The organism is Sphingobacterium sp. UBA7855, assembly GCA_002500745.1.
GTDB lineage: Bacteria > Bacteroidota > Bacteroidia > Sphingobacteriales > Sphingobacteriaceae > Sphingobacterium.
Genome location: DLST01000020.1, coordinates 59,009 through 83,717, shown reverse-complemented (window position 1 = coordinate 83,717; position 24,709 = coordinate 59,009). Strand labels below are relative to the sequence as shown.

The 24,709-nt window shown below is 39.0% G+C and carries 21 protein-coding genes and 2 pseudogenes; 15 read left to right on the top strand and 8 right to left on the bottom strand.

The features are described 5' to 3' along the window. The first annotated feature begins 40 nt into the window (after positions 1 to 40). The 4 genes and pseudogenes from B2107_RS19750 to B2107_RS19735 all read left to right on the top strand — a co-directional run bounded on the left by B2107_RS19750 (position 41) and on the right by B2107_RS19735 (position 5,373). Positions 41 to 2,434 (top strand): TonB-dependent receptor domain-containing protein, encoded by a 2,394-nt coding sequence (locus B2107_RS19750; RefSeq protein WP_293957463.1) that lies wholly within the window; start codon positions 41 to 43, stop codon positions 2,432 to 2,434. A gap of 130 nt (positions 2,435 to 2,564) precedes the next feature. Continuing rightward, positions 2,565 to 3,128: an ABC transporter transmembrane domain-containing protein gene (locus tag B2107_RS19745; RefSeq protein ID WP_293957462.1), complete on the top strand. Its 564-nt coding sequence runs from the start codon at positions 2,565 to 2,567 to the stop codon at positions 3,126 to 3,128. 6 nt (positions 3,129 to 3,134) lie between these two features. Beyond that, positions 3,135 to 4,346: pseudogene (locus B2107_RS19740) on the top strand (ABC transporter ATP-binding protein). 88 nt (positions 4,347 to 4,434) lie between these two features. Next, a complete protein-coding gene (locus B2107_RS19735) occupies positions 4,435 to 5,373 on the top strand; it encodes a hypothetical protein (RefSeq protein WP_293957461.1) in 939 nt (312 codons plus the stop codon). 45 nt (positions 5,374 to 5,418) lie between these two features. Here B2107_RS19735 and B2107_RS19730 read toward each other — a convergent pair whose 3' ends face one another. Continuing rightward, a complete protein-coding gene (locus B2107_RS19730) occupies positions 5,419 to 5,985 on the bottom strand; it encodes a TetR/AcrR family transcriptional regulator (RefSeq protein WP_293957460.1) in 567 nt (188 codons plus the stop codon). A 120-nt stretch (positions 5,986 to 6,105) separates the two neighbouring features. Here B2107_RS19730 and B2107_RS19725 point away from each other — a divergent pair, with 120 nt between their 5' ends. Together B2107_RS19725 and B2107_RS19720 are read left to right on the top strand one after the other, a co-directional pair. Beyond that, positions 6,106 to 6,450 (top strand): nuclear transport factor 2 family protein, encoded by a 345-nt coding sequence (locus B2107_RS19725; RefSeq protein ID WP_293957458.1) that lies wholly within the window; start codon positions 6,106 to 6,108, stop codon positions 6,448 to 6,450. 48 nt (positions 6,451 to 6,498) lie between these two features. Further along, positions 6,499 to 6,930 carry a GNAT family N-acetyltransferase gene (locus B2107_RS19720; protein WP_293957457.1) on the top strand — a complete coding sequence of 144 codons (432 nt, stop codon included), beginning with the start codon at positions 6,499 to 6,501 and terminating at the stop codon, positions 6,928 to 6,930. A gap of 223 nt (positions 6,931 to 7,153) precedes the next feature. Here B2107_RS19720 and B2107_RS19715 read toward each other — a convergent pair whose 3' ends face one another. Further along, complete coding sequence (locus B2107_RS19715; protein ID WP_293957456.1) at positions 7,154 to 9,457, bottom strand: TonB-dependent receptor; 2,304 nt, start codon at positions 9,455 to 9,457, stop codon at positions 7,154 to 7,156. Between the two features lie 1,204 nt (positions 9,458 to 10,661). Here B2107_RS19715 and B2107_RS19710 point away from each other — a divergent pair. After that, complete coding sequence (locus B2107_RS19710; RefSeq protein WP_293957454.1) at positions 10,662 to 11,252, top strand: VOC family protein; 591 nt, start codon at positions 10,662 to 10,664, stop codon at positions 11,250 to 11,252. 62 nt (positions 11,253 to 11,314) lie between these two features. On the opposite strand, the gene B2107_RS19705 is transcribed toward B2107_RS19710, so the two are convergent. Together B2107_RS19705 and B2107_RS19700 are read right to left on the bottom strand one after the other, a co-directional pair. Then, positions 11,315 to 12,058, bottom strand: coding sequence for a LytR/AlgR family response regulator transcription factor (locus B2107_RS19705; protein ID WP_293957453.1), 744 nt, complete (start codon positions 12,056 to 12,058; stop codon positions 11,315 to 11,317). A gap of 2 nt (positions 12,059 to 12,060) precedes the next feature. After that, positions 12,061 to 14,064 (bottom strand): sensor histidine kinase, encoded by a 2,004-nt coding sequence (locus B2107_RS19700; RefSeq protein WP_293957452.1) that lies wholly within the window; start codon positions 14,062 to 14,064, stop codon positions 12,061 to 12,063. Between the two features lie 211 nt (positions 14,065 to 14,275). Here B2107_RS19700 and B2107_RS19695 point away from each other — a divergent pair, with 211 nt between their 5' ends. From B2107_RS19695 to B2107_RS19675, 5 genes are all read left to right on the top strand, one after another. After that, a complete protein-coding gene (locus tag B2107_RS19695; protein ID WP_293957451.1) occupies positions 14,276 to 14,734 on the top strand; it encodes a hypothetical protein in 459 nt (152 codons plus the stop codon). After that, positions 14,721 to 15,230: a hypothetical protein gene (locus B2107_RS19690; RefSeq protein WP_293957450.1), complete on the top strand. Its 510-nt coding sequence runs from the start codon at positions 14,721 to 14,723 to the stop codon at positions 15,228 to 15,230. Before B2107_RS19695 ends, B2107_RS19690 begins: the two co-directional genes overlap by 14 nt. Before the next feature lie 55 nt (positions 15,231 to 15,285). After that, entirely contained in the window at positions 15,286 to 16,968 is a 1,683-nt protein-coding gene (locus B2107_RS19685; RefSeq protein ID WP_293957449.1) for a tetratricopeptide repeat protein, read from the top strand. A gap of 34 nt (positions 16,969 to 17,002) precedes the next feature. Further along, positions 17,003 to 17,503, top strand: coding sequence for a GNAT family N-acetyltransferase (locus tag B2107_RS19680; RefSeq protein ID WP_293957448.1), 501 nt, complete (start codon positions 17,003 to 17,005; stop codon positions 17,501 to 17,503). 86 nt (positions 17,504 to 17,589) lie between these two features. Beyond that, the gene (locus B2107_RS19675; RefSeq protein WP_293957446.1) at positions 17,590 to 18,126 is read left to right on the top strand and encodes a hypothetical protein; all 537 of its coding nucleotides are present in this window, start codon (positions 17,590 to 17,592) and stop codon (positions 18,124 to 18,126) included. A 57-nt stretch (positions 18,127 to 18,183) separates the two neighbouring features. Here the strand turns inward: B2107_RS19675 and B2107_RS19670 are convergent, their stop codons facing one another. After that, entirely contained in the window at positions 18,184 to 18,768 is a 585-nt protein-coding gene (locus B2107_RS19670; protein ID WP_293957445.1) for a hypothetical protein, read from the bottom strand. A 275-nt stretch (positions 18,769 to 19,043) separates the two neighbouring features. On the opposite strand from B2107_RS19670, the gene B2107_RS19665 reads away from it, so the two are divergent. After that, positions 19,044 to 19,580, top strand: coding sequence for an N-acetyltransferase (locus B2107_RS19665; RefSeq protein WP_293957444.1), 537 nt, complete (start codon positions 19,044 to 19,046; stop codon positions 19,578 to 19,580). 98 nt (positions 19,581 to 19,678) lie between these two features. Here the strand turns inward: B2107_RS19665 and B2107_RS21975 are convergent. Both B2107_RS21975 and B2107_RS19660 read right to left on the bottom strand, forming a co-directional pair. Beyond that, positions 19,679 to 19,783: pseudogene (locus B2107_RS21975) on the bottom strand (hypothetical protein); the annotation flags it as partial. 41 nt (positions 19,784 to 19,824) lie between these two features. Beyond that, a complete protein-coding gene (locus B2107_RS19660) occupies positions 19,825 to 21,231 on the bottom strand; it encodes a PLP-dependent aminotransferase family protein (RefSeq protein WP_293957443.1) in 1,407 nt (468 codons plus the stop codon). 75 nt (positions 21,232 to 21,306) lie between these two features. Between B2107_RS19660 and dxs the strand changes: the two genes are divergently transcribed. Next, positions 21,307 to 23,220, top strand: a complete 1,914-nt coding sequence (gene dxs / locus B2107_RS19655) for a 1-deoxy-D-xylulose-5-phosphate synthase (RefSeq protein WP_293957442.1) — start codon at positions 21,307 to 21,309, stop codon at positions 23,218 to 23,220. 48 nt (positions 23,221 to 23,268) lie between these two features. Then, positions 23,269 to 23,637, top strand: a complete 369-nt coding sequence (locus B2107_RS19650; protein WP_293957441.1) for a hypothetical protein — start codon at positions 23,269 to 23,271, stop codon at positions 23,635 to 23,637. Between the two features lie 139 nt (positions 23,638 to 23,776). On the opposite strand, the gene B2107_RS19645 is transcribed toward B2107_RS19650, so the two are convergent. After that, positions 23,777 to 24,661 carry an NAD(P)H-binding protein gene (locus B2107_RS19645; RefSeq protein ID WP_293957440.1) on the bottom strand — a complete coding sequence of 295 codons (885 nt, stop codon included), beginning with the start codon at positions 24,659 to 24,661 and terminating at the stop codon, positions 23,777 to 23,779. Positions 24,662 to 24,709 lie beyond the last annotated feature (48 nt).

Genomic DNA, 24,709 nt, shown 5'->3' with positions numbered 1-24,709 from the left:
AGAATTAATTAAGAACGTATGCAGGCAAATACTAGTGTTTATGCTAGTACTAAGTACATCATGGGTAGTAGCTCAGACAGCAGGAAATGAAATTGAGGTCAAAGGGACCGTTGTTAGCGCATCCGAAAATAAAGTATTAGCCGGAAGCACAGTTGTAGTCAAAGATGCCGGCGGTAAAATAGTTAGTTCGACCAACACGCGCAAGGATGGAGCATTTAACTTAAAAGTACAACCCTCCACCACGATCATTGTTTCTATCAATTATATTGGTTTTAATACCTATGAGTCCGATGCTATAACGCTACACCAAGAAGATCTAGATTTAGGACGTATATATCTGGACATTAAAAGCACCATGCTCGAGGGGGTTACCGTAGTGGCAAGCCGGAGAAAGCCTTTGGTTCAAAGCACGAAAGACAAGCTCATATACAACGCCGCATCGGATATCAGTAACAAATCAGGAAATGCAGCGGATGTATTACGGAAAGCGCCGATGCTGACTGTAGGTGCCACTGGTGATCTAAAGTTGCGCGGTAACGCTAATATTAAAGTGCTGATCAACGGCATACCATCCCGAATTATGGCGAAAAACCTCAAGGAAGCCTTAAAAATGATTCCGGCAAGTTCCATTGTTTCCGTAGAAGTGATGACTAACCCTTCTTCCAAATATGAGGCAGAAGGTGCCGCCGGTGTAGTCAATATCATCACAAAAAAGAAACTAAAAGGAACTAGTGGAACATTGGATATCACAGGTGGAAATCTGGAACAAACTGGAAATCTTTCCCTTAATATGACCACAGGTAAATTTAACTTTTCAGCGATGGGTAACTACAGTCGGGAAAAAGAAAAAATGATATCTTCTCTTGATAGAACCAATCTGAATAACGGAATGGAAACTGGATCGCTGTTTCAAGAATCTAATATGATTCAAACCACAAAGGGCGGTTCTGCCTCTTTGTCAGGACAATATAAAATTGATTCCCTTCAGACACTTGAAGCGAGTTATTCGTATTGGAACGGCTCTTGGCCCCAAAAGGGTGGATTATTTAATCGATATACAAATGCTGACCGGTATCAAGTGTATCGGCAAAAAACGGAGCAAAGTGGTAAATTCAATTTCTCTGAATGGGTATTGAACTATCAGAAAAAATTTGATCGCCGAGGGCAGGAATTACAACTTATAGGGATGGCTTCTACTGCATCTGATGTGTCCAACTACTTGACCCAACAGTATAAACCCGATGATCAACTGGCGTTTACAGAACGCGGCCCCAATACAGGTAAGGAAAAGGAGTGGAGTCTTCAAGCGGATTATTCACATCCTTTTGGAAAAGAAGGCAAAACTTCGCTAGAGACAGGCGCTAAATATTTGGGAAATAATTCCAAAAGCGTGTATGAAGTCCTAAGCAGTGCAGTGCCTGTAGATCCGAGCCGTTCCGGAAGCATGCAATACAGACAGCAGATTTTTTCTGCATACGCTACCTTAAATTTTGATCTTGGAAACGATTGGACATTACGTCCGGGAATTCGCTTTGAGAATACAAACATCAATGCCACATTTCAGAATAATGCACCCTATAAGCGGAAATTTTCAAACTGGGTGTCCAATTTGTTGGTTGTAAAAAAATTGAGTGAACGCCATGAAGTAAAGTTAGATTATAATGAAAGAATTCGCCGTCCGTGGATCATGGATCTGAATCCGTATGCAAATGCAGCGGACCCGTTGAATATCATGCAAGGTAACCCCTATCTTAAACCAGAGCTTACCAAAAAACTCGAATTTTCACATACCTATACCGGAAGTAAGAACACCTTATTGACAAGCAGTATCTATTATAGCTCAAACAAGAATGCGGTGGAGCAGATTGCTAGAGTGAATGAAAAAGGAGTCTCTTATACCATGCCGGATAATATTGGTGAAAGTAAACGAATGGGAGTGAACGTCAATTCGGTATTCAATCCTGTAAAAATCTGGACGGTCAATGCCGGCATAGAGGTCTTTCATTTAAAATTCCGGAGCAACTCTTTGGGAATGAAAAACGATGGAACATTTTTTAACTCAAGCATCAGTAATACAGTTAATCCGATGAAAGGTCTGCAATTGAGTGCTTCAGGGGATTATGGTAATGGTTTTATCACATTACAGGGTAAAAATACCGCAAACTACTCTTACCGCTTTGCAATGAAGAAGGATTTTATGAATAGTAAAGCTAGTCTTACGTTGGCCGTCATCAATCCATTCCAGAACAATTTTAAGGAGACGGTTTATGCTTTTGCCCCTACATTCCAAAGTACCCAGATCAACAGATTTTACAACAGAGCCGCTACGTTGACATTTAGCTGGCAGTTTGGCGGACTACATGCTTCAAATGAAAAAGAGAATCATTTTAATGATCAAACGGATGATAAATCTCCAAGAAGGAGAAGAAAGTAATTGGAAAAAAGTGATGAAATTCTTTTTGCACAAACAAAGAAAAGAAACAATTAAAAACACAAATCATTTTTCAATATATCGTGTTTATGGATTCTTTCAACCTTACAAGTAGCAATTGCTCAGCTCCTTAATGCTGATTTTTATCGGAGCAGGAGCAAGCATGGCGATGCCATTTCTACTGCGGAATATTATTGATGATGCCCTTCCGCATGGCGACATACACTTGTTAATTACGTTAGTTATTGCGATGATTTTGGTAACGCTAATTTCTGCCGTAATCAACATGGTTCAGGCGATACTTTCAACAAAAATTGGACAATCTGTATTGCATGGCCTGCGGATAAAGCTGTATTCTCATTTGCACACACTTTCATTGCGATTTTTTACGAATACGCGTGGCGGCGAAATTCAGTCCCGTATTACGCAGGATATTGGATCGCTTCAGGAACTTGTTTCCAACACTGCCCAGGAAGCCGCAAAGAACTTAAGTATTGCGATTATGACTGTTATTGCAATGTTTCTCTTAGATTGGAAACTTTCACTGTTTTCACTAACCGTTGTTCCGTTTACGTTGGTGTTAAGTAATTGGGTCGGTGCATTGAGAGAAAAAGTTTCCGAAAAACAGCGACAAAAGCTGGCCGACTTATCTTCAGAAATCAGTGAATCCCTATCGGTACCGGGAATGATCCTTTAGCGTACAATGGGGAAATCGACATTTCTAATTAGCAAATTTTCGAATACATCGAAAGATGTAGCAGATTTGGAAGTTCAATCACGTACATCCAATGAATGGCAGTGGCAGATTATTTATTTGTTGCTGACTATTCTTCCAGCACTGACGTTATTACTTGGAGGGTTCAGGATGCAAAGTGAAAACCAAGTTTCAATAGGGACAATCATGGCTATCATCGCATTACAGGAACAACTAACGTTTCCTTTACAAGAGTTGCTACGGACAAGTATTGAGGTCCGAAAAGCACGCGTCTTGTTTTCACGTATATTCGAGTATCTTGACATGCCTGCTCAGATTAAGGAAATAGCTGGGGCAGTTGTTTTGGACAGGAAGACAGCAAAAGGGGAGGTGATACACGAAAATGTCAGTTTTTCATACGAGGATGGTGTTCAGATCCTTTCCGAGGTGACAATTGATATATCAGGTGGAAGTCAGGTCGCCATAGTTGGAGCTACAGGTTCAGGAAAGACAACTATTGGATATCTTATTGCGGGACTTTATGAAGTGAATAAAGGTGCGATTTATATCGATGGAGTTGACATTAGGAAATTAAGTCCTGATTCACTTACCGATATTTTGGGCGTTGTTTCACAGGATCCCTATCTAGTTAATGGAACTATCAAAGAGAATCTTTTGTTTGCTAATCCCAGTGCAACTGATTAAGAGTTAATTACTACTGCGAAAATTACAAAGTTGCATGAATTTATTGTTAATCTTCCAATGCAGTACGATACGCCTATTGGCGAACATGGATATCGCTTTTCTGGCGGTGAGAAACAGCGGCTTTACTTAACCAGGACATTATTGAGAAAACCTGCTATTATTATTATTATTATTATGGATGAAGCGACAGGTGCGCTAGATACAATTACAGAACGTCAATTATCAAGTGCCTTAATTGATTCTATGCAGCACGCTACGACGATAACAATTGCTCATCGATTGTCAACGGTCCGCCATGCAGACCAAATTGTAGTAATGCACCGGGGTAAAATAGTAGAGCGCGGTTCCCATGAGGAGCTAGCAGCAAAAAATGGTTACTATACAGAACTATTAAAATCAGACGGAGAAAGAGGAGTATCAAAGTTAGCAAATCAAGATGTAGGAAAGTATGACCGATCTCAACAAGCGGGTCCACATGTTAATAATTGCATTGATGTCTTGAGCACAATATGCTGATGTATCGATTATAAAAAAGGAAGTAGTCGGCTTACCAAAACATTTTGGATAGTGTATTGTTAATTCAAGCGAGCTTTATATCCTAATTATGAAAGTACTTTTTGCTACTAAGTCATCAGTTTTCTTTTTATTGCTGCTATGTATGAGCTGCTCTTCCTTGATTAACACTGTTCAGGTTCAGACCCTGACAAAGAATTATTGTATGCCCAATGTGATTTATCAGTCCATTTCGCTGCAACAAATTTCGCTTTCTGATAGTATCCAGCTACGAAAACATTTTTCCGCTCATGATTTTGTACTGATTAAATACCTGAATTTATCAAATCCCTTAATAACGTATTTAAATAATCCCAATGATATTACTTTAAAACTACTTGCGAAACAGAAGATGATTGAACAGTTTATGCTGTTTGAATCTGAATTGAACGCAATCGCTGCAGAATTAGATTGTAATGGTGAACGCATTGATAAGCTCGCCGGATATATAGACGATATTAATGCGAATAAACAGACTAGACTTACAGTGGCATCAATTCTTTTAGGCGCTGTGACGACGGTGACTGCTACCACTGTAAATAACAAAAAGCTGAACAACGGATTGAGTATTGCTGGTGGTTTGGGAACAGCAGTATTGGGATTCATGACGCTAAACCCGAAAGGAAAAAAGGTACGAATGACCCTACAGCGCAATATGCTCGAAAGTATCTGGTATCAAAACAATAATGCCCAAATTTATCCAAGTTCCATCTGGGGGATTATTTCAGAGAAGAATTTCAGCAATTCCGTAAATCTTTCCTTGGTGGAAACAACGAGACAGCGTTGGTTACAATATGGCTTGGACGACAACAAGGATAGCTCACTGGTGAAACTTTACTTTAAAAATGGGGGTATTTTCGCCGCAGAAGAACTTCATGATCTGGCAAATATGCACAATGAATTGCAGGCAACCATTCGATCGATCCAACAGGACATGCGAAGTCTCATGCTACGGATAACATCCATAAACCTTATCCCAGAGTTTACCTAGCAAGGGAAAAAAGCGCCATTAAACCAACCGACAAAGAAAATGGTATTACTTATCCACGATAGAAATTATTTTTAACATCATTGCGATCACGTTTTCTTTGGTCGAAGGAATTACATTATGAACAATTGTATAACCTTCAACAAAAGGGATAAGAAAGCTGACAATCTCCTCAGGTTTACTGCAAAATTTGGCAACCAGATCGATCATCCAAATACAATATATTTTATAATATGCTTCTACTGCATGCTCCAATTCTTTATTTCTAGCGGCCAAAGTCCATATTTCCTGAAACATTAGTGTTTGATGACTGGATTTGCTATCGATTAATAACATGCTCAACACCTTTTTCAAAAAAGTATTTTTATCGGGAAGACTATCCGCTGTTAAAAGTTTTATAGCCTCTGTAAGCTCCTTTTTACAGCTTTCAAAGTAAAACTCAACTGTGGCAATGAAGAGGAGATTCTTATCCCTATAATAATATTGGAGATTACTTAGCGATATATCAGCACGTTTAGCAACCATTCTCATCGATAGCTTTTCCGCTCCTTGTTCAGTAAGGATCGCTATCGTTGTTGATAAAATGTGTTGTAACCGCTCTTCTTTTTTATCCATCCTTCAAATTTAAAAATAAATCTTAAAAATTTCGATTATTTAGGTCAAATGACCTATATTTGAAATAGGTCATTTGACCTAGGTTTAATTTCATAGAATAGCAATAAAAAATATTTGAAAATGAAAAATACAACAATTTTACACACCGCCAATGAATTTGTATCCAAAGGAGATAATGAAAGCTTCTTAGCATACTGTACGCCGCAAACAAAATGGGTTTTCGTTGGAGATCGGATTTTAAATGGAAAAGATGAAGTTCGTGCTTACATGCAAGAGTATTATAAAGAACCGCCAGTTTTCAACGTTGAAAAGACCATTGAGGAGGGCGATTTTGTTACAGTGACTGGAGAAATCCGATTGAAAAGTAAGATCGGAAAATATGAACATTTTGATTATTGTGACATTTGGAGATTTGAAGATGGAAAGATAGCGGAGCTTAAAGCCTTTGTCATCCAGAAACCCTAATATTTTCTATAAAACACAGTCACAGTGAACTAATAGTGTAGATATATCATGATTAAAATAGTAGTTTTAAACAATACCAATATCGATGCAAATATTCAAAATCAAGTTTCTGAACTATTTAAGCAATTGAGCCCTAATAAGCGACAATCAAGATTGGATGAAGTTTTAACGGAAAACAATAAGGTTAGCGTACTTGCATGCTTTATAGGGGACAGAATCGTCGGCATTGCCTCAATGGCAGTCTATCGTGTAATATCGGGCAGCAAAGGCTGGATTGAGGATGTTGTCGTAGACAAAGACTATCGCGGAATGGGGATTGGCAGGAAACTCATCGAAAAACTGCTAGCTATTTCCATCGAACAGCAGCTAATTGAAGTTCTGCTATTTACCGAAGAACACCGCACATCGGCTATAGAATTATATGAAAAGCTTGGTTTCAATAAAAGGGATAGCAACATCTATATATTGAAGAAAAGATGAAAAATAGAAAAATGAATCTTACGAGAACGAATAAATCCTAAAATTGCGACAAGGTCTGTAGCGGTAAAAACAGAATAGATAGGTAAGAACCGCTATAGTTTTAATAAATAAAAAAATAGCGGTATAGTCACCTATCCAAACCGCTATCTTTTTAATTTATTTTTCTGCAAGCTTTATGTTAGTAAAAATAAACATCACAACATATTTTTATTATAAACATAGATTAAATTTTTACGGCTAAATTAGCGGAAAAACGCCTAGGCATCATTTGGTTGATGTAACTACCCCAGTATAGCTTATTTGTGAGGTTATCCACTTTAAAGCTTATCCGGAATCTTTTGGTGTCATAACCCGCCACAGCATTCATGACCACGTATTCGGGAATATGAAATTCACCAAACTGACGCGATTGACTGATGTAGGCTTTGCTATTATAATTACCACCTGCACCAATTGAGAATCCCTGTAAGGCTTTAGCCTGAAATGCATAGTTTAGCCATAAATTGGCAGTTTGCGCTGGTCCCGTCCACTGACGTAATCCATCGATATCGGCGTTAGTATTTATGGAGTAAGCTTTATTGTAAGCATATCCAGCAATAATATTGAAACCTTTGACCATGTTGACAATTAATTCTGTTTCGAGTCCTCTACTGATTTGGCCCCCGTCCTGTATGGTGAAACCATTGCGGGTGGGATCAGGTCTGAGGATATCGTTCACTTTAATATCATAATAACTTATTGTCGAGTTTAATTTGCCATCAAGCAAATTAAATTTGAGGCCGGCTTCCCATTGATTAGCATTGCTTGGCTTAAAAACCGTTCGTGCACCATCGGGCTGTATAGCAGGACCATTGTTTGCGAATCCGTTCATGTAATTTCCAAATACAGATATTTTGTCTGGTAAAAGCTGGTACACGAGTCCCAATTTCGGCGAAAGATTTGTTTGGCTAAACTTTCCGGTAACTGTATCAGCCGCCAGATCGTGTGAGCCTCCAGATGCAAAGTGGTCAATGCGAAGGCTTGCCATGGCCAAAAAATTGTGAGAAATATTAAAAACATCAGAAAAGTAGGCGCTATAAGTGCTTTGTTCACTGATTGTACGTATAGGATTTAGTGTGGCTAAAAAAGCATCTACCGCAGCTTTCGAAATATGAGTATAAGCTGGATCTTTTCCTTTTAGAGCAATACGGTCGAACGGGTAGGCGATAATGAAGTTTTCATTCGATCGGGCATTATAATAATCCAGCCCCACTACTAAACGGTTACGGTGGCCAGCAAGCTCAAAGTCTCCAGTAAAATTTTGTTGAATTTCAATACTATTATAATTCGAGTTGCTATATCGGATATTTCTATTCAAACTGTCCTGCATAATTTCATTCCATACGCGATAACCAATACTGGAGTGTTTTGTTTGTGAGATCAGCGTTTGTGACTTCCACTTAGCTGACAATTGATAAGCGGCTTCAGCATAAATGCTAACGGATGGTTTAGACTCCGTCAGATCGTTCCCATGATAATATCTCTTCCAGTTAATTCCCAAGCTTTCTGTGCTCTTTTTTGTGAATGACATTTCGGGAAATAGGCGATGGAAGTCATTTGCTTTCTGTTGATAGATCTCCGCATCGATCGAAATTGTTAAACGATCATTTACTTTATACAAGAGAGATGGTGCAATAAAAAGACGTTTCGTAAAACCTGCATCCATGTAGTTGCCTTCATCGTGGTAAGCAATATTTGTACGCATCAGAAGTCCAGCACCTTTTGCCAGGGGAGTATTAATGTCTGCCGTAATTCTATTCAGGTCAAATCCGCCCAATGTATATGAAATCTCACCCTTAGCTATGTCAAAAGGTTTCTTTGTCACCCGATTGATCAATCCACCAAACGAGGTCAAACTATTTCCAAATAAGGTCGCTGATGGGCCTTTCAATACTTCGATGTGTTCAATATTAGCGACTTCCAAACTATTATCTTTTCGATCCTGGATACCGTTCCTGATGAAACTGTTATTCTCAAAACCGCGCATATAAAAGGAGTTGCTTCCATTGACAAGACCCTGGCTCACACCGGTTACATTTTTTAACACATCATTGTACGTTACGATGACCTGTTCCTGCAAAATTTCCTTAGGCACAACATTGTATACTTGGGGATTCTCCAAATTTTTCAAAGGTAACTTTGCTACCTGTTCGGATTCTTTCTTTCCAAACCTGCGGTATCCCGAGATTTCGATGCCGTCGAGTACCCTTTCGTTTACACTTAATACAAAGTCTAACACCATTTCCTGACCATTAAGTAATGTGATTTGTTTTGATTCCATATTTGTGCCCAAATATTTGGCAGAGATTGTATAATTTCCAGCTTGTAATGCGGTAAAGTTATAATTTCCATTATTATCGGTTTGGACTGATTTATTGCCTTCCGAAAGCAACACCGTTACAAATGGCATCCGTTCCCCAGTTTGCAATTTTATTGTTCCACGTACTGCTGCTGTTTGGCAGAATGCCTTATGGGACGATAATATCATAAGTAGAAAGAAAAAGATCCCTATTGGATTAAAAAAGTTAAAATTGATTTGTGGTTTCATGTCAATGAAATAGATGATTATGACTACAAGGTTGTATTTAATATTTATTTAGAACAAATATAAATAATATACCTGTATTCCAAAATGATCTTTGAATTTTGTGAATTTAACACCGTATGTAAAGGCGATGACCTCATCATATAATATCATCCTCAAATGTTTAAGGAGTATGTTCTACGTCATTCGCCTATGCTAAAAAAGGGACGAGCTTTGGCGACCCTACGACAGTTTTCCATTAGAGAGGATGACATCCAATACTATCCAGCTAATCTTGAATAGAACAGAATCGAGGAGCAATCGACGATTAGAAGGTGGTGAGGCAGGTCTACATGGCTACCGAGCTGCATTCTATTTTGTATGAAAAGCCCGTGGGAGTGATGATTGCTCATTATTATGATAAATAAGCTATAGTTGTTTTTTAGACATTCTTAATCTTAGGCAAAAATAGAGCTTTTGTCGCTAACTTTTGGCTTGCCAGCATCGAATCAATGTTTTCAATTTTTGGCACCCCAGTTATAATATCTGAAATACAGCTCGCTAAGCTCAATGCCCTTAAAATAAGTAGATAATTAGCACCAGCGAGCTTTAACTATTCATGCAAAGAAATCTCACCAGCGTTTACCGCATGTTGTAAAAGATAAGAAATGAGCTTTAGATCTTCTACAGACTTATACGAGAAAATCTCGTCATATCTTTTTTCCTAAATATACTTCATATTTTGACTGAGAAAAATGGAATAATATTTCTTTAGAAAATTTGCATTAAGTTCCAATAATCGGTCGAAAACCTCCATGATATTGCTTTTATAATTAAGATTTCGGCGACTATATAAAATATCTAGTTTTCGATTTAAAAGACAAGAAGGTCAGGGTTGATAATCTGCTCTTGGAATACAAAGAGCAGATTACGATGGATGCCAAACAAACAACATTGGTTGCAGGGCCATGGGTAGGTTATTCCTGGCAGCTCGAAACTGGGCTTTACTTCCACGTCCTCTTTTTCCCGTTTTTTCAAATCCGTAAAAGGTGTGTCTCCTATACACTACCGTGAAAAACCGAAAAATTGACAACATAATCGGAACTTCCGTAATTGTTTTAATCTGTTTTCGTTTAGAAATTTGTTCAAGTAAATTAAAGCAAACTTTATGAAGAAATTAGTGATAACGATGGCATCTGCTGCTGCGTTAACTTTTGCTGCATCCTGCACTAAGCAACTGGATAAAAAGATTTCAAATGGAAATAACAAGATGAAAGCGGTGCAATTTAGAATAGCGCGGCCTACCAACAATTTGAATGAAGTAGTTAAATTCTATAACGAAATGCTGGGTATGCAAATAATCGGCAAATTTGAAGATCATTTGGGTTACGATGGCGTGATGTTGGGTATGCCTGACAAAACCTATCATCTGGAGTTTACCCAGCAAGCGGAAAAGGTTCCTTTACCGGAGCCGACGAAGGAAAACCTACTTGTTTTTTACTACGACAATGAAGACGATTATAAACGCGCAAATGAGCGTTTAAAGAATGCTGGAATTGATGGCGTCGAACCTGAAAATCCGTACTGGAAAGATAAAAGTGTCACGTATGAGGATCCAGACAGGTGGCGAGTTGTCCTGTTTAATGGAGTATATAATCCTAAAAAAGACTATTCAGGTGAAGGAACGAGAGGATTATGCCGCCCCAGATGGGGCAACATATTGGTATTTATCAATTTGATCGATAAAGAGCTATATTGACTTCACCTGCAGCATGGATCACTTTGCGGTTATGCATTTTGGATCTTTATCTGGGCTCATGTCTAATCCTCTTCGTTTTTCATTATTCTAAAGAAATGCTCTCTGTTCGCTCGCGATATGGGGATGGTATCATTGTTTAGCATCACGATAATCCCATCCTTAGAAAAGCTATTGACGAAATCTGTATTTATTAAATGCGACTGATGTACGCGTATAAAATGGGGTGGAATAAGGATATCTTCGTAATATTTCAATGGTTTGGAAACAATAATATGCTGTCCGTTCTTGAGAATAAATGTTGTATAGGAGCCCGAGGTTTCACACCTAATGATGTTTTTTAGCTTCACAACATGCATAGCCTCTATGGTGGGAAGCACTATCTTATCGTACTTTTTTGCGATGCTAGAAGAAGGAGCAACAACATGTTGAAAATCCATGTATTCAGTTTTTTTGCCTGCTACGCGATTGAGCGTGTCTCTTAACTCATCATGGTCTATTGGTTTCAGGAGATAGTCGATAGCATTAAATTTGAATGCCCTTATCGCATGCTCCTCATAGGCCGTAGTAAATACAAGATGGAAGTTTTTATGGCTAATCTGTTCGAGAACATCAAAACCGGTCCCGTTTTTTAGCATGATATCCATAAAAACCAGATCTGGCCTTAAACGATCAATAATTTTGACGGCTTCCGGCAGCCCTTCGGCGTAACCGATAACCTGGATTTGGTCGGGCGCCACCATTTCAAGAAGGATAGAAAGGGCCTCTCTCAGATGATATTCATCTTCTATAATAACTGCTTTATACATTTTTATACGATTGGAATATTGATAGTGATTGTGCATCCCTCATCAGAGCTTTGAGATGTAAAATGAGGTATACGCTCGCCTGAGCCATTCTTAGCATAGAGTGCCAGTCTTTCATCTATTATTTTTATTGCCAGTGGTTCATGCTTGTTTTTTTGTTTTCCTGTTTGGGAAGCCTCCATTCCAATTCCATTATCTTTGATAACACAAATCAATACTTGCTCCGATGATTTTTTTGTAAATGTTATAACTAGATTTCCTTTTCGATGTATCAAAGGTTTTAGCCCGTGTTCGATCGCATTTTCCACCAAAGGTTGTATAAGCAGGGGTGGTATTTTTTCATCCATATTGAGGTCTTCTGCAAATTCGAAGCTATAATCAAACGAATGGTTAAGCCTCAGTTGTTGCAGTTCAACGTAACTTTTCAAGTTTGCTGTCTCTTCTTGCAAGGTTACGGATTCTTTTCTGGAATGATACAAGGTCTCTCTGGTTAGCCGTGCAAATTTATTGAGATAGGTGAGCGCTTTTGTTCGGTCATCTTTCAGGATGATGCTCTGAATATTCGCCAGGCAATTAAAAATAAAATGAGGGTCCATCTGAGACTGAAGAAACCGCCGTTCCAGCGAAAGCTTTGCCAATAGGTTCTCAAGGCTGTCCTTTTCGAGCAGGTTGAGCTTGAGTTGGTCATTTATTTGCTGCTGCTTCAAATTATCCGCTTGCTTCTGGTAAAATCGCTTTCTGTAGTAAAAAGAAATGAAGATAAAAACCACAATAACCAGTAAGATCAGGGAAATTACATAGCCCAGATTCTTATTTTTTTCCTGAAGCAATTTTTCATTCTCTAACTGCTTTATTTTACGAATTTTTTCAGCCGATTCAAATTTTATTTCCGCAAGTTGCAAATTCCGCTGCATGGTTTCGTCGTAGGTAAGACGATTATATTTGCTAAAGGACTGGTCATATCGATAATAAGAAGAATAATCTTTTTCGCTAGCGGCGACTTCCTTAAGGCTGGCATAAAACTGGGCTAATATTTCATGGTCTTTATACGGTAGCCGAAGCTGGTAAGCAATTCCGTCCAGAAACATTTTCTTTGCTCTGCTATATTCGCCCTGATACAATAAATATTTTCCACGTAATCCGAGACTGTTTCGGTAAGTAACCTTCACATTGTATTTTTTGCTTATGGCAATGGCCGTATCCAATTGCCGTGTAAATAACATGACATCCATCAACATTGGCCGTCGTATCAACAGTGCCGCAAGATTAAGATGAGAAATAGCAATGTTACTCTTACTCGGTAACCTATGATCGTTCACTGCGGCGAAGTCTGCAGTCTGCTTTAAAAATTTCACAGAATTCTCCCATAAGGAAATGTTATCTGCGTCTTTATCTGTCAAACCTGTCAGATAAGAGCCCATTGCCAATCGGGCATGTAGTATGCTTTCGGGATCTGAAGATTGTTGCGCATGTTTCATCGCTTCGCGCACATATTTTTCCACCCGATCATCCGAACTTAAGGAAAAGCTATAAGATATATCGGCGCATATCTGAGCGCATAATGCATAATTTTTATGCTTTTCAAAAAGTGTATTGGCTTGAAGCTGGTAATTCAGCGCGGCTGTATTTTCATCGAAATAGGACTTAAGGTTTCCCATAACCATATACGCGTAAGCTTTTGCGCGCTCATCATTGGTTTGTGAGGAAATTTTGTAGGCTTGCTCGGCATAGTTATTAAATTCCTTTGGGCTATTCAGTCTTCGATAAGTTAATGCCAAAAAGGCAAGGCAGATTGCTTCATCTTTTTTAGAATTTGATTTCCTGGCCAGTAAGAGCGCGTTATTGAGCATTTGTTTCGCTTTCGTACTATCCGTAAATCTGTACGAATATCCCTGGCGTGCCAATGATTCTATTTTTACGTCCTGCGCTTTCAGTGAAGCGGCGAATACCATCAATGAAAACAATATTGCATGTAAAAAATAGCGTTTGGTGAAATTTAGGTGATCCATAAAATGCTGCAATATTCTTTTTGCAAATATAGCTATTAAATCATTGGATTAGTTTTTCGTATAGGGGCTCAAATCCACCAAACAACAAGTAAAAGCGTCCAGATACAAATTACCCCTTGGAATCGATCGCTTTAAAGTAGTAATATTGATCTACTTAATTGACAAAAACACATCAGCGAAATAAACGTAATCGGCGTAAAACTTGATTAACATGGAAAATACAATTAAAAATTTTAAGAAAGAGGGTAACCGTTATATACTTAAACGGCAGTATGGATTCGGTATATTGATTGTCGCTGGTCTAACAGTTTTGGCCTGGTTCGGATACACATCTAATAATGGAGCAATGATGTGGATTTTTGGAATCTTCGCGGCACTATGTTTTTTATCCATTTATACAGAGCGCATGGTGATTGACTTAGATGCGAAAGCTTTGTATATCAAAAGAGGTTTAAAAGCAGAGACATGCATTCCCTTTTCAGATATTGCCCATTATCAGATGAGTAGGTTGATCTACATTTTTATACCCGTCAACACATCACTCAATGTATGCTATTTTTCAAAAGGTGAAGAGAAATTCGCCATTGTTGCACAGGGACTGTCAAAACGTGGTATGCAGGATATTTTAAATGATATTGAAGAAATAACACGTCCTTATGTCAGAAATTAGCATGTATAAAATCGTTGACAGTGGTAAATTATTTAGTTTTACGCCCAATCGCCAAAGCGTTAAACTATCCGTTTGGACACTTGTTGTTGTTTTATCACTGGTTTTACTATCCATTATCTTTTTTCATGATATCAACCGGGGAATGGCCCTTCTGCTTGTTGTGCTCGGTCCATATCTCATTCTACACAGCTTTTATGATATTTTCATACGCGCCGAAATCTGCTACATTTTTGACCAAGAAGACCGAATTGTATATAGGAAAAAGCCGTTATTTCCTACAAAAAAGATTATGGCGTTTGAAGAAATGGTCATTTTCACCAGCGCCACCGGAAGCTACTGGCACTATGCCATTGGGGCAAAAAACAACCATCTGGTAAAAAGTTACAGGATCAGTGAAGACTTTAAGGAGGGAAGAAAAAAATCCGCAAATGAATCAGCATACGAGATTGCTATTTTAGCAAAGCTCTATGAAATGCGACAGTTGCCCGTAGGTTGAGATCGAATCATACGGTGGTCAGTTTCTATGAATTTAACAACAATTAGACAAAATAATGAAAGATACACTTCATCAGCACGCATTAAAAGCACTTGCCGAAGGCAATTATGCTCTGGCAGCGAAATTTTGGCTGGACGGATATGCTCTTCCTCATGATTTGGATGAACTTCATGAATTATTTTACCATATCGATAACCTAAATGAGGCAAGCGTTGACCCTAATTTATGTGCCATATTGGGTCTTATAGCACTCGACTATAATGAAATATTTGAATCCAACAGAGAAAAAGCTTTAGAAAAATGCTTGGACTGGGCTAATGGTGGGCTTAAAATTGATCCTCACCATTACCACTGTTGCCGGAATGCTGGTTCTGCGTTGTACTGGCTTGAAGACTGGGACGGTGCTTTGCAATATTACCAAAGATCCTGTCAATTACGGTCGTCTCCGGTATTAGAGATCCGCATCTTCCGAATAATCAATAGACACAGTGACTATCCAGATTTTTCACAACTTCGTCCTTCTGTGGATTCGCAATCGGCTATGGAATTATACAATGCTGGGGTTGAAATCGATTATGTTCTCAAGCAATATGCGGGAATGTCGGAAGTCGAGCACCCACGGCTCACCGAACTAAAAATAGAGTTCTACACCCAAGCCTATCAACTTTTTAGAGACGTAGTTTTGACCGAGCAGACAAACAGTCTTAATTACGCCCCGCATACCTTCGCCATGTGCTGTAATAATCTTGCGCGGGAGTTCAATTTCAAAGAGGCATATCAAGATGCTGTCACCATTGTCAACGAGGGCATAACACAAAGTAAATTTATGGTGATTCTTCTCAATAGAATGTACATTTATATGTGCGCTGGTATGCCCAAAAATGCCATTATGGATGGTGAAGAGCTTTTGCAAGAATATGTTGAAGAAATGGACTTTATCACCTTAATTAGCACTATTGATGGAATATGTCTCAGCCACTCAGATATGGGTCAATATAAAGAAATGCTGTACTGGGCCGACCAAGGTGTTGAATACTATCAATCGGTAAATCCAGGTGATCAGATTCTTCAAGACGAGGAAATTGTACGCTGTGTGACGAATTTTTACATATCGAAATCCAAAGCCGCGTCAATGCTTGGCTTAGATGTTGATAATTCGGTGGATTCCAAACAGGCTGACTCCTTACTGGAAAATATGCCTGACAATCCGAGTTTGATGATAAGCAGAGGAGAAACGTTTTTAAGGGATAAACAATGGGTAAAGGCTTTGGAATGTTACAATCAAGCAGTACATTTCGGGCTAGAAAAAGGAATGGCAAGATCTGTTCAGGTCGCATTGTACAACCGGGGATATGTTTTAGAGGTGCATATGAAAGATAGTGAGTCAGCTCTTGAAAGTTTTGAACAGAGCATTGGGCATGGCAACACAGATTTTTGGTGTTTTTATTGGGCCGTACACAGTGCATACCACCTGACAGAAAATGAAAAAACTGTGCATTACGGTACACGGGCAATCTCGATGCTGCCGGAACAGCAAGAAATTACGGATGACATCGCGGCAGAACTATATGAACATATCGGTACTTCGCTGATTGATATGGGACATTATACAGAGGCAGTGAAAAATCTTGAAATTTCACTTGGACTTTGCTATAATCGTATCGCAGAAGATAACTTAAAAATCGCACGGGCAAACGCCAAAGAGCCCGGTTTTTTTAGAAAGTTTTTCGGACAATAGCAAAATTTCAATTTTATAAATTTACTATCGGCGTATGGAGAATACAATCATCAGGAAAATAAAAAAATCGGACAACGATGCGCTTTCAAATCTCATCAAAGCTGTTTTTGAAGAGCACAACGCACCAAAAGAAGGGACTGTTTATTCCGATCCTACCACTTCAGATTTATATGCACTTTTTAGCAAAGAAAGCGCTGTGCTCTGGGTAGCTGAGGTAGATGGCATAGTAGCGGGCTGTTGCGGGATTTATCCCACTGCTGGATTGCCGCCGTACTGCGCAGAGCTCGTTAAGTTTTACCTCAATCCAGCGTTCAGGGGGATTGGGCTTGGTAAAGCATTAATGAATAAAAGTATCGAAAGCGCAAAGCGTCTAGGCTACGATAAAATCTATCTTGAGAGCTTTCCGGAGTTTTCAAATGCGATAAAAATGTATCAAAACATGGGCTTCAGATTACTTCAAAAGCCATTAGGGAATTCTGGACATCATGCTTGTTCAATTTGGATGCTTCGTAATGAAGAAATTAGGAAACTTTAGGCTATATAAGTAATCAACTAAGCGCTTAGGTATGGTAATTGTTAGAAAACAATTTGTAAGTATCTTTAAAAACCATTTTCGTTTGTATGGCTTTAAAAAAAATCAGCATAGTTTCGTTTGCAGTTCTATCGTTTGTATTGCTTTGTGGATGTACGAAGAATAAACAGGCCATTCAATTGAAAAAAACTATGGACGACAAGGAGGATCAGATAACTTCTATGTTGATTGGCGAAAAAGGTATGGAATCTGCTAAACTGAATTATTTGATCAAACGTGAGTATGACAGCGCCTTATTAATAATCGATCAACAGGAAACAGCCTTCAACGTTATTCTTAAAGATTTGAAAAATGTAAATGTTGAGGGTATAAAAAAAGGTAAAGAGTTCCAGCAGGCTGAGATACATTACTATACGGCGCTTAGAAATCTATATCTCTTCTCGAAAAAAGAAGTTGAGCAGCAAAAAAAAATAGAGCAGGAAAAAAACGAAAATAAATTTAGCATTGCCATTGATGAAAGATACAAACTCGCTTTGGATAAACAGCGTTTATATCAATTCGTTTACGAAGCGGATGATAAAAGGAATCGTATGAAGAAGCAATTTGAAGTTGAAAACAGTCTTTGATAAATCACATTTTTTCCTGCGATTCTAAGCAATACGATTAATCATTAATAAAGGAGTTTATTTAATCTGCGCAACGTTAAAAAAATAGTTATCATCCTCCCTGGGATCTTTATATCCACAAAATACATCGACCTTATCTAAGCTAAATAAATAGCCAAAATTCGGCTCAGGAAATGCCTTTTCAATGTTGCGTCTATAGCCCTCGATCTTAACAGTGTATTTTCCGGAAGGGTACCCAAACTTGAAACCCTGATAAAGCTTGTTGCCATCCAAAGTTTCATAGGAAATGCTTTCCGCTTCGAAACTCTCCTTAGCAAGATCGGAGAGAAGACCTATACTGGCAATCCAAAAGCTATCATATACATTTAGGTTGAAACCATCTTCTTCTAAAGTCTTTTCCCATTCATCCCCAAAAACTTCGCCAAGGTTTGAAGTCTTAATTTGGTATTTGATTGAATCAACAGGTAGAATTGGAATCCAAACTCCTTTGGCTAGTGAATCGAGATATAAAGATTGATTTTCTTGAAAAATTTTTAAGAGCTTTTTGCTCCTAATTTTATTTTCCTTTAAAAATGTGCTAACAGCATTCTCGGAAAATAATGCTATACCATAACTTGAAACCGTAATTACCTTTTCTTTCATTGTTTATATAAAAAATCTAAACTTCCTGAAGCCTTCCCGCTTTTTAAACATTGAATAAAGATAAAGATATGCATTAAGAAACTCAAGATTATTCGAAAGTATATTAGTACAATGCTGGTACAGCTGAGTAGCTGAGTAGCTGAGTAGGAAGTTATTCAAACATTGCTTTAAGGATCGGCGTCATGGATTGATCTGTACTGCCTGTATTTACGGAAGTTGTACCGTGTCAAATGATCCAAACTTCCCTAGATTTGTTTAAAAATTTTAGGAATACAATGGATATACTTACCAAATTTGCACTTGCAACAGACGAAACCGTAGATATGCTACTGGACTTAATACATGAACTGGCCTCGGAAAAATTCAGTTCCATGGTCGATCAGATGTCTGTAAAGCTTTACATGGAGAAATATTACGACAGAAAGTACTTTATCAGTGAAATGAACAGTATGTCCAACCAGTGGCTAATCGTATATGTCGATGAGAAAGCAGTGGGTTACGCAAAAGTTACTTCCAGAGGCAATGTGCCACAATCACTTAAAGACATGCGTGCGATACGGATCGGCGATTTTTCGGTGCTCAAAAAATTCACGCATCCGGAAGTTCTTGAATCACTATTTCATAAATGTCAATCATTATGTAACTATGTAGATGCTATCTGGATCAATGAATATGTTGGAAATCCCATGATCGAATTCTTTGAAAGCAAGGGGTTTCAAAAAGAGGATGGTCCATGGGAACACGACGAAATCGCTCTGCCATCGGTCTGTCTGATCCACATTAACGGGCACAAGGAAGGAAAAAACTGCTGATGATAGCGGCAGTAATCGTTGACATGGACGATCTGTTGATCAATTCAGAGACTTTTTGAAGAATCGCAGAAAGGGAAGTCGCTGTAGCTATAAGTCTATCAGCGGCCTTTCTTTTTTGTCAGTGGGCGTTCCTCCCACCAAAGTATGCCTGTCTCTATAACTCCAATGCCTGCCCAAACCGCATAAGACGTACCGAGTGGTAATTCATTAGTGCTAGAGGGCTAAAAAATATACAGTACAGATACTATAATAACAGCTGTCCAACAATCCTAATTGCTTCAATCCGTTTTGGAGAGAAAGTGTCAGCAATAACTACCCTGAAATACTTGTTAAAAGTATCCGAAAAAGAAAAGGTGTATCCTGGTGTAAATCTCACTCCAATTTTTTCACATTGATCATAAAAGTAACTCATATCGATTTCCTCCGGCATTTTTACCCATAGATTATACCCACCCGTAGGTGTTGCGATATATGTGTTTTCGGGAAAATATTTGGAAATCAGATTGATTGCTAAATGTGCATTCTTGGCCAATTGCATTCTGAAAGCCCTAACATGCCGGTCATAGCTACTACCACTAAGCAATCGACTGACCGTTTCTTGATACAATGGAGATACTGTACTTCCCAAAGTAAATTTTACCTGCTCGGCGCGCTCAACAAATTTTCCAGCGCTTAGCCATCCAAGCCTTATTCCCGGAGCAAGTGTTTTTGCGTATGATGCATAAGTTAAAACCAATCCACTATCATCAAAGCTTTTAATTGTGGTGGGTCTATGTCCCTGAAAATGCAGGTCACCATATATATCGTTCTCGATAACTGCCACATTGTGGAACCTGGCAATTGTCAGCAGCATTAATTTTTGTTCATCACTCAGTAATACTCCAGTAGGATTATGGAAGTTGGGTGTGACGATGACCGCTTTAACAGTATTTTTTTCGCAAGCCTTTTTAAACAGATCTGTGTCAAAACCATTTTTTCGGTCAACAGGAATTTCGATTACCCTCAGTTTTAGAACCCTGATAACTTCCAATACCGAAAACACACAAGGGCTTTCTACCGCGATTACGTCCCCTGTATCACAAGTAGAAGCCAGAGCGATATACAATGCCTGCAACGCGCCATCAGTAATGATCAGTTCGTGAGGATTAAAGATTGTTTGGTAACCGGCAGCACGCTCAATGATAGCCTCTTTTAGCGCAGGCGAGCCATTCGAGGGATAATAGCGTAGTATCCCAGCTCCCTGATCCCGAATCACCTGCTGCATCGTACGAAGCAACGATTTTTGAGGAATCAATAAATCACCGGGAGCCGCCACGTTGAACTCAGATATTTTCCTTCCCATTCGCAGCGAAGTCGTGAGCGCAAGATTATTTTTAAAGATAGCGTCTCTAACCACAGGAAGGTGTCTGGTTTTTACAGACTCGTGTTTTGTTTCTGGTCTGTTACTGACATAATATCCCGATTTTGGTATACTTTCTACTAAACCGCTTATGATAAGATGTTCGTAACCATCCTGTACAGTACTGATACTAATATGATATTGTTCTTTAATCTCTCGCACGGAAGGCAATTTATGGTCCGGCTTGAAAAGCCCTTCCTTGATGTTTTTTTCTATAATGGTAGTGAATACCTCGAATTTATACGACTTCATCTGTATTGGTAGTTTTTATTGAAACTGTATCTGTATTACAACTTTAATACTTTTAATTTTGAGAAAACTAACAAAATGGCATTAAACTATAATATCAATATACCCCAGGACTTACGAAATCTACCCACGACTTCATTAACTGACTTCTGTGAAGATCTACGGTCTTTCCTCATCGACCATATTTCATTAAATGGAGGTCATTTTAGTTCAAGCCTTGGCGTTGTAGAGCTTACCGTGGCGCTGCATTATGTATTTAATACGCCGACGGATAAAATTGTTTGGGACGTAGGGCATCAGGCCTACCCACATAAGCTGATCACGGGAAGAAGAGGCATTTTCCATACCAATAGAATGGAGGGAGGGATCAGCGGTTTTCAATCGAGAGAAGAAAGCGAATTTGACGCTTTTGGGACTGGACATTCCTCAACATCTATTTCTGCGATTTTGGGTATGGCCTGCGCCGCTAGGTATCGCAATGAAAATGACCGTCAACATATCGCTGTAATAGGGGATGGAGCTATGACAGCGGGATTGGCCTTTGAAGGATTGAACAATGTCGGATTTGAAAAAGCCAATATGCTGATCATATTAAACGACAATAATATGTCAATCGATGCCAATACGGGGGCATTACAACATTATCTTACGGGCTTAACCGCAGGAAAACAGTATAATATGCTGAAATCACATATTAAAAAATTGTTGTTACTCATTAGTCAAAATTATGATTGGCCGCTTACGAAGATCAGGAAGCTTGAAAAAATAATCAAATCCGGTATTTTAGATTATAGCAATCTTTTTGAAGCTTTAAATATTAGGTATTTTGGACCTGTAAATGGACACGATATTCAAAAGCTGACTAGCCTATTAGAAAAGCTGAAGTATATACGTGGTCCCAAAATATTGCATTGTGTCACTGTCAAAGGCAAAGGATATCTGCCGGCATTGACAGATCAGGCGAACTGGCACGCGACGGGTAAGTTCGATAAGCAGACAGGGGAAAGATTACAGGACATAAAGCAGCATAATATGAAAACTTTTCAGGCGGTATTCTGTGAAACATTAGTCAAGCTCGCCCGAAAAAACAAACGTATTATTGCCATAACCCCCGCTATGATGTCCGGAAGTGCGCTTACCACAATGAAGAAGGAAATGCCTGATCGCGTTTTTGACGTAGGGATCGCAGAGCAACATGCCGTTACTTTTTCCGCTGGTCTGGCCGCAGACGGATTAATACCGTTCTGCACGATATATTCTACTTTTTTACAGCGAGCCTACGATCAAGTTATCCATGACGCTGCACTCCAAAAGTTGAATATTATTTTCTGCATCGACAGGGCAGGAGTTGTTGGTCCCGACGGGCCAACTCATCATGGTGCTTTTGATATATCTTTTCTTCGGTGTGTACCAAATATTATAGGCGCTTCGCCAATTAATCTGGAAGATTTCAGAAATATTCTGTACACTGCTCAAGAAAAAGAGGAAGAAGGCCCTTTTGCTATCCGTTACCCTAAGGGAAATGGTATAAGTACTGATACTGATTCTTCCTTTAGGAAATTGGAAATAGGAAAAGGACAGAAGATGAGAGATGGTGATGACATCGCAATACTTTCTCTTGGTCCTATCGGACAATATGCAATAGCGGTATGCGAGGAGCTTGCCCTTGACCATATAGAAATAGCACATTATGATCTAAGGTTCTTCAAACCGCTGGATGAAGATATATTACATCAAGTATTCCAAAAGTTTTCAGTTGTCGTTACAATAGAAGACGGCTGTATTGTCGGAGGTGTAGGGAGCGGCGTAATGGAGTTTATGGTCGAGCACGGTTATTCATCTGTCATAAAGCGCCTTGGTCTGCCAGATACCTTTGCCACGCAAGGCACGCAACAGCAAATCCATGAAAAGTATGGGTATGGCAAAAAATCGATCCTAGCGCATATCAGGAAATTACATCACAACTTTATAATGAACAAAAACAAGCAATGATATCAATCATTTACAAAGCGCCTATTTTTTCTGAGTGAACCTTATGCTTTGGCATGTGTAAATGTGATAGCTGCTGATTCCGACGCAGAGGCCCACCGATTGTTTACTTCCCTACAACAATTGTTTCTGGGAATCGTTTCCGGGAACCATAAACCACTTCAGCCGCCCCTTGATGACATGAATGAGGTGTGGAGCAATTCCGAAAAACTCTCTGCCCAACAGATGCTCACTTATTCGTTCGTCGGCAGTCCTAAAACGCTGCAGTCGTCCCTTTCGTCGTTTCTGCAGGAGGCAGGTGTCAATGAGATCATGGCGACTTCCCCAATCTTTGCGCACGATGCCAGGTTAAATTCGTATCGCCTGTTTGCAGAAACCATACAAGCAATAAATGGATCGGTAAAAGGAAGCAAGATCTAAGGTAAAGTCGGTGAGCCAAGGCCGGTATTTAATACACTGCTTAAATTAGTCAAACTTTTTAAGGAGAGTACAATCGGATTTTTTTTCTTAAATTTTCTCATTTGCCTCCAAAGTTGAAAACAGGCAAGGTAAAATGAGATCAAAAACTAAAATTTACCGCAAATTCTTTTGCAAATTCCTCCAGTTTTATCACTCCGCTTACAACCGAACCATGCTCGATAAAATCTTGCTGCAAAACTCCTTTTCTTATACCCAATCCCATTTCTGTATAGAGTTCGGCTACCTCCTGTGGAAGTCCCCCCTGCAGCATTCCATTTAATGATTCTTCATCCTGAAATTGGACCCAGGGCAGGGCAGGCATTCCGATTGCACTACCTAAAATTCTAGCGAAATCGGCCCCATTACGAACATCGCTGACAATATATCTTACTTTTTTGCCTGGCGAGCTGACAACTAATTCCTCAGCTGCAGCTTTCGCTATATCAAAGTGATGTACCACAGGCAACAATGTCGTTTCAGGAAAATTTGCTCCAATTATTCCTGCATTTTTGATTAAAGCAATATCATTAAAGAAGTTGGCGTAAAAATAGCCTGCTCTTAAGAAGGTTACCTCCGTATTTTCTAAATCGTTATAAAGCTTTTCAATAAGATGGAGACCTTTAATCGGCCCATTATCCACCGCGGATTCGACTCCTATGCTGCTTAGCATAACAATTTTCTTCACGCCTGTTTTTTTAACCGCTTCAGCATAATTCTTAGCCACACTCACTGTGTTTTCTACAATATTTATACCGCCCATTTTGGGGGGTGTCATTAAGAAGACTGCATCAGCACCCTCGAAAGTTTCAACCAAAAAATCCAGATCCGTCATTGAACCAATTGCTGCGTTAGCGCCTAACTTTTTAATATCGGCTTTTTTGGATGCGCTGCTGCTAATGACTGTAATATCTTGTCCCGCCGCTGCTAATTGCTGACTAAGGGGGCGACCAACATTTCCTAAAGACCCTGTTATTATAATTTTCATAACAAAACATTTTTTATTTATCGAAACAAAGGTATATTTGCGCTTACT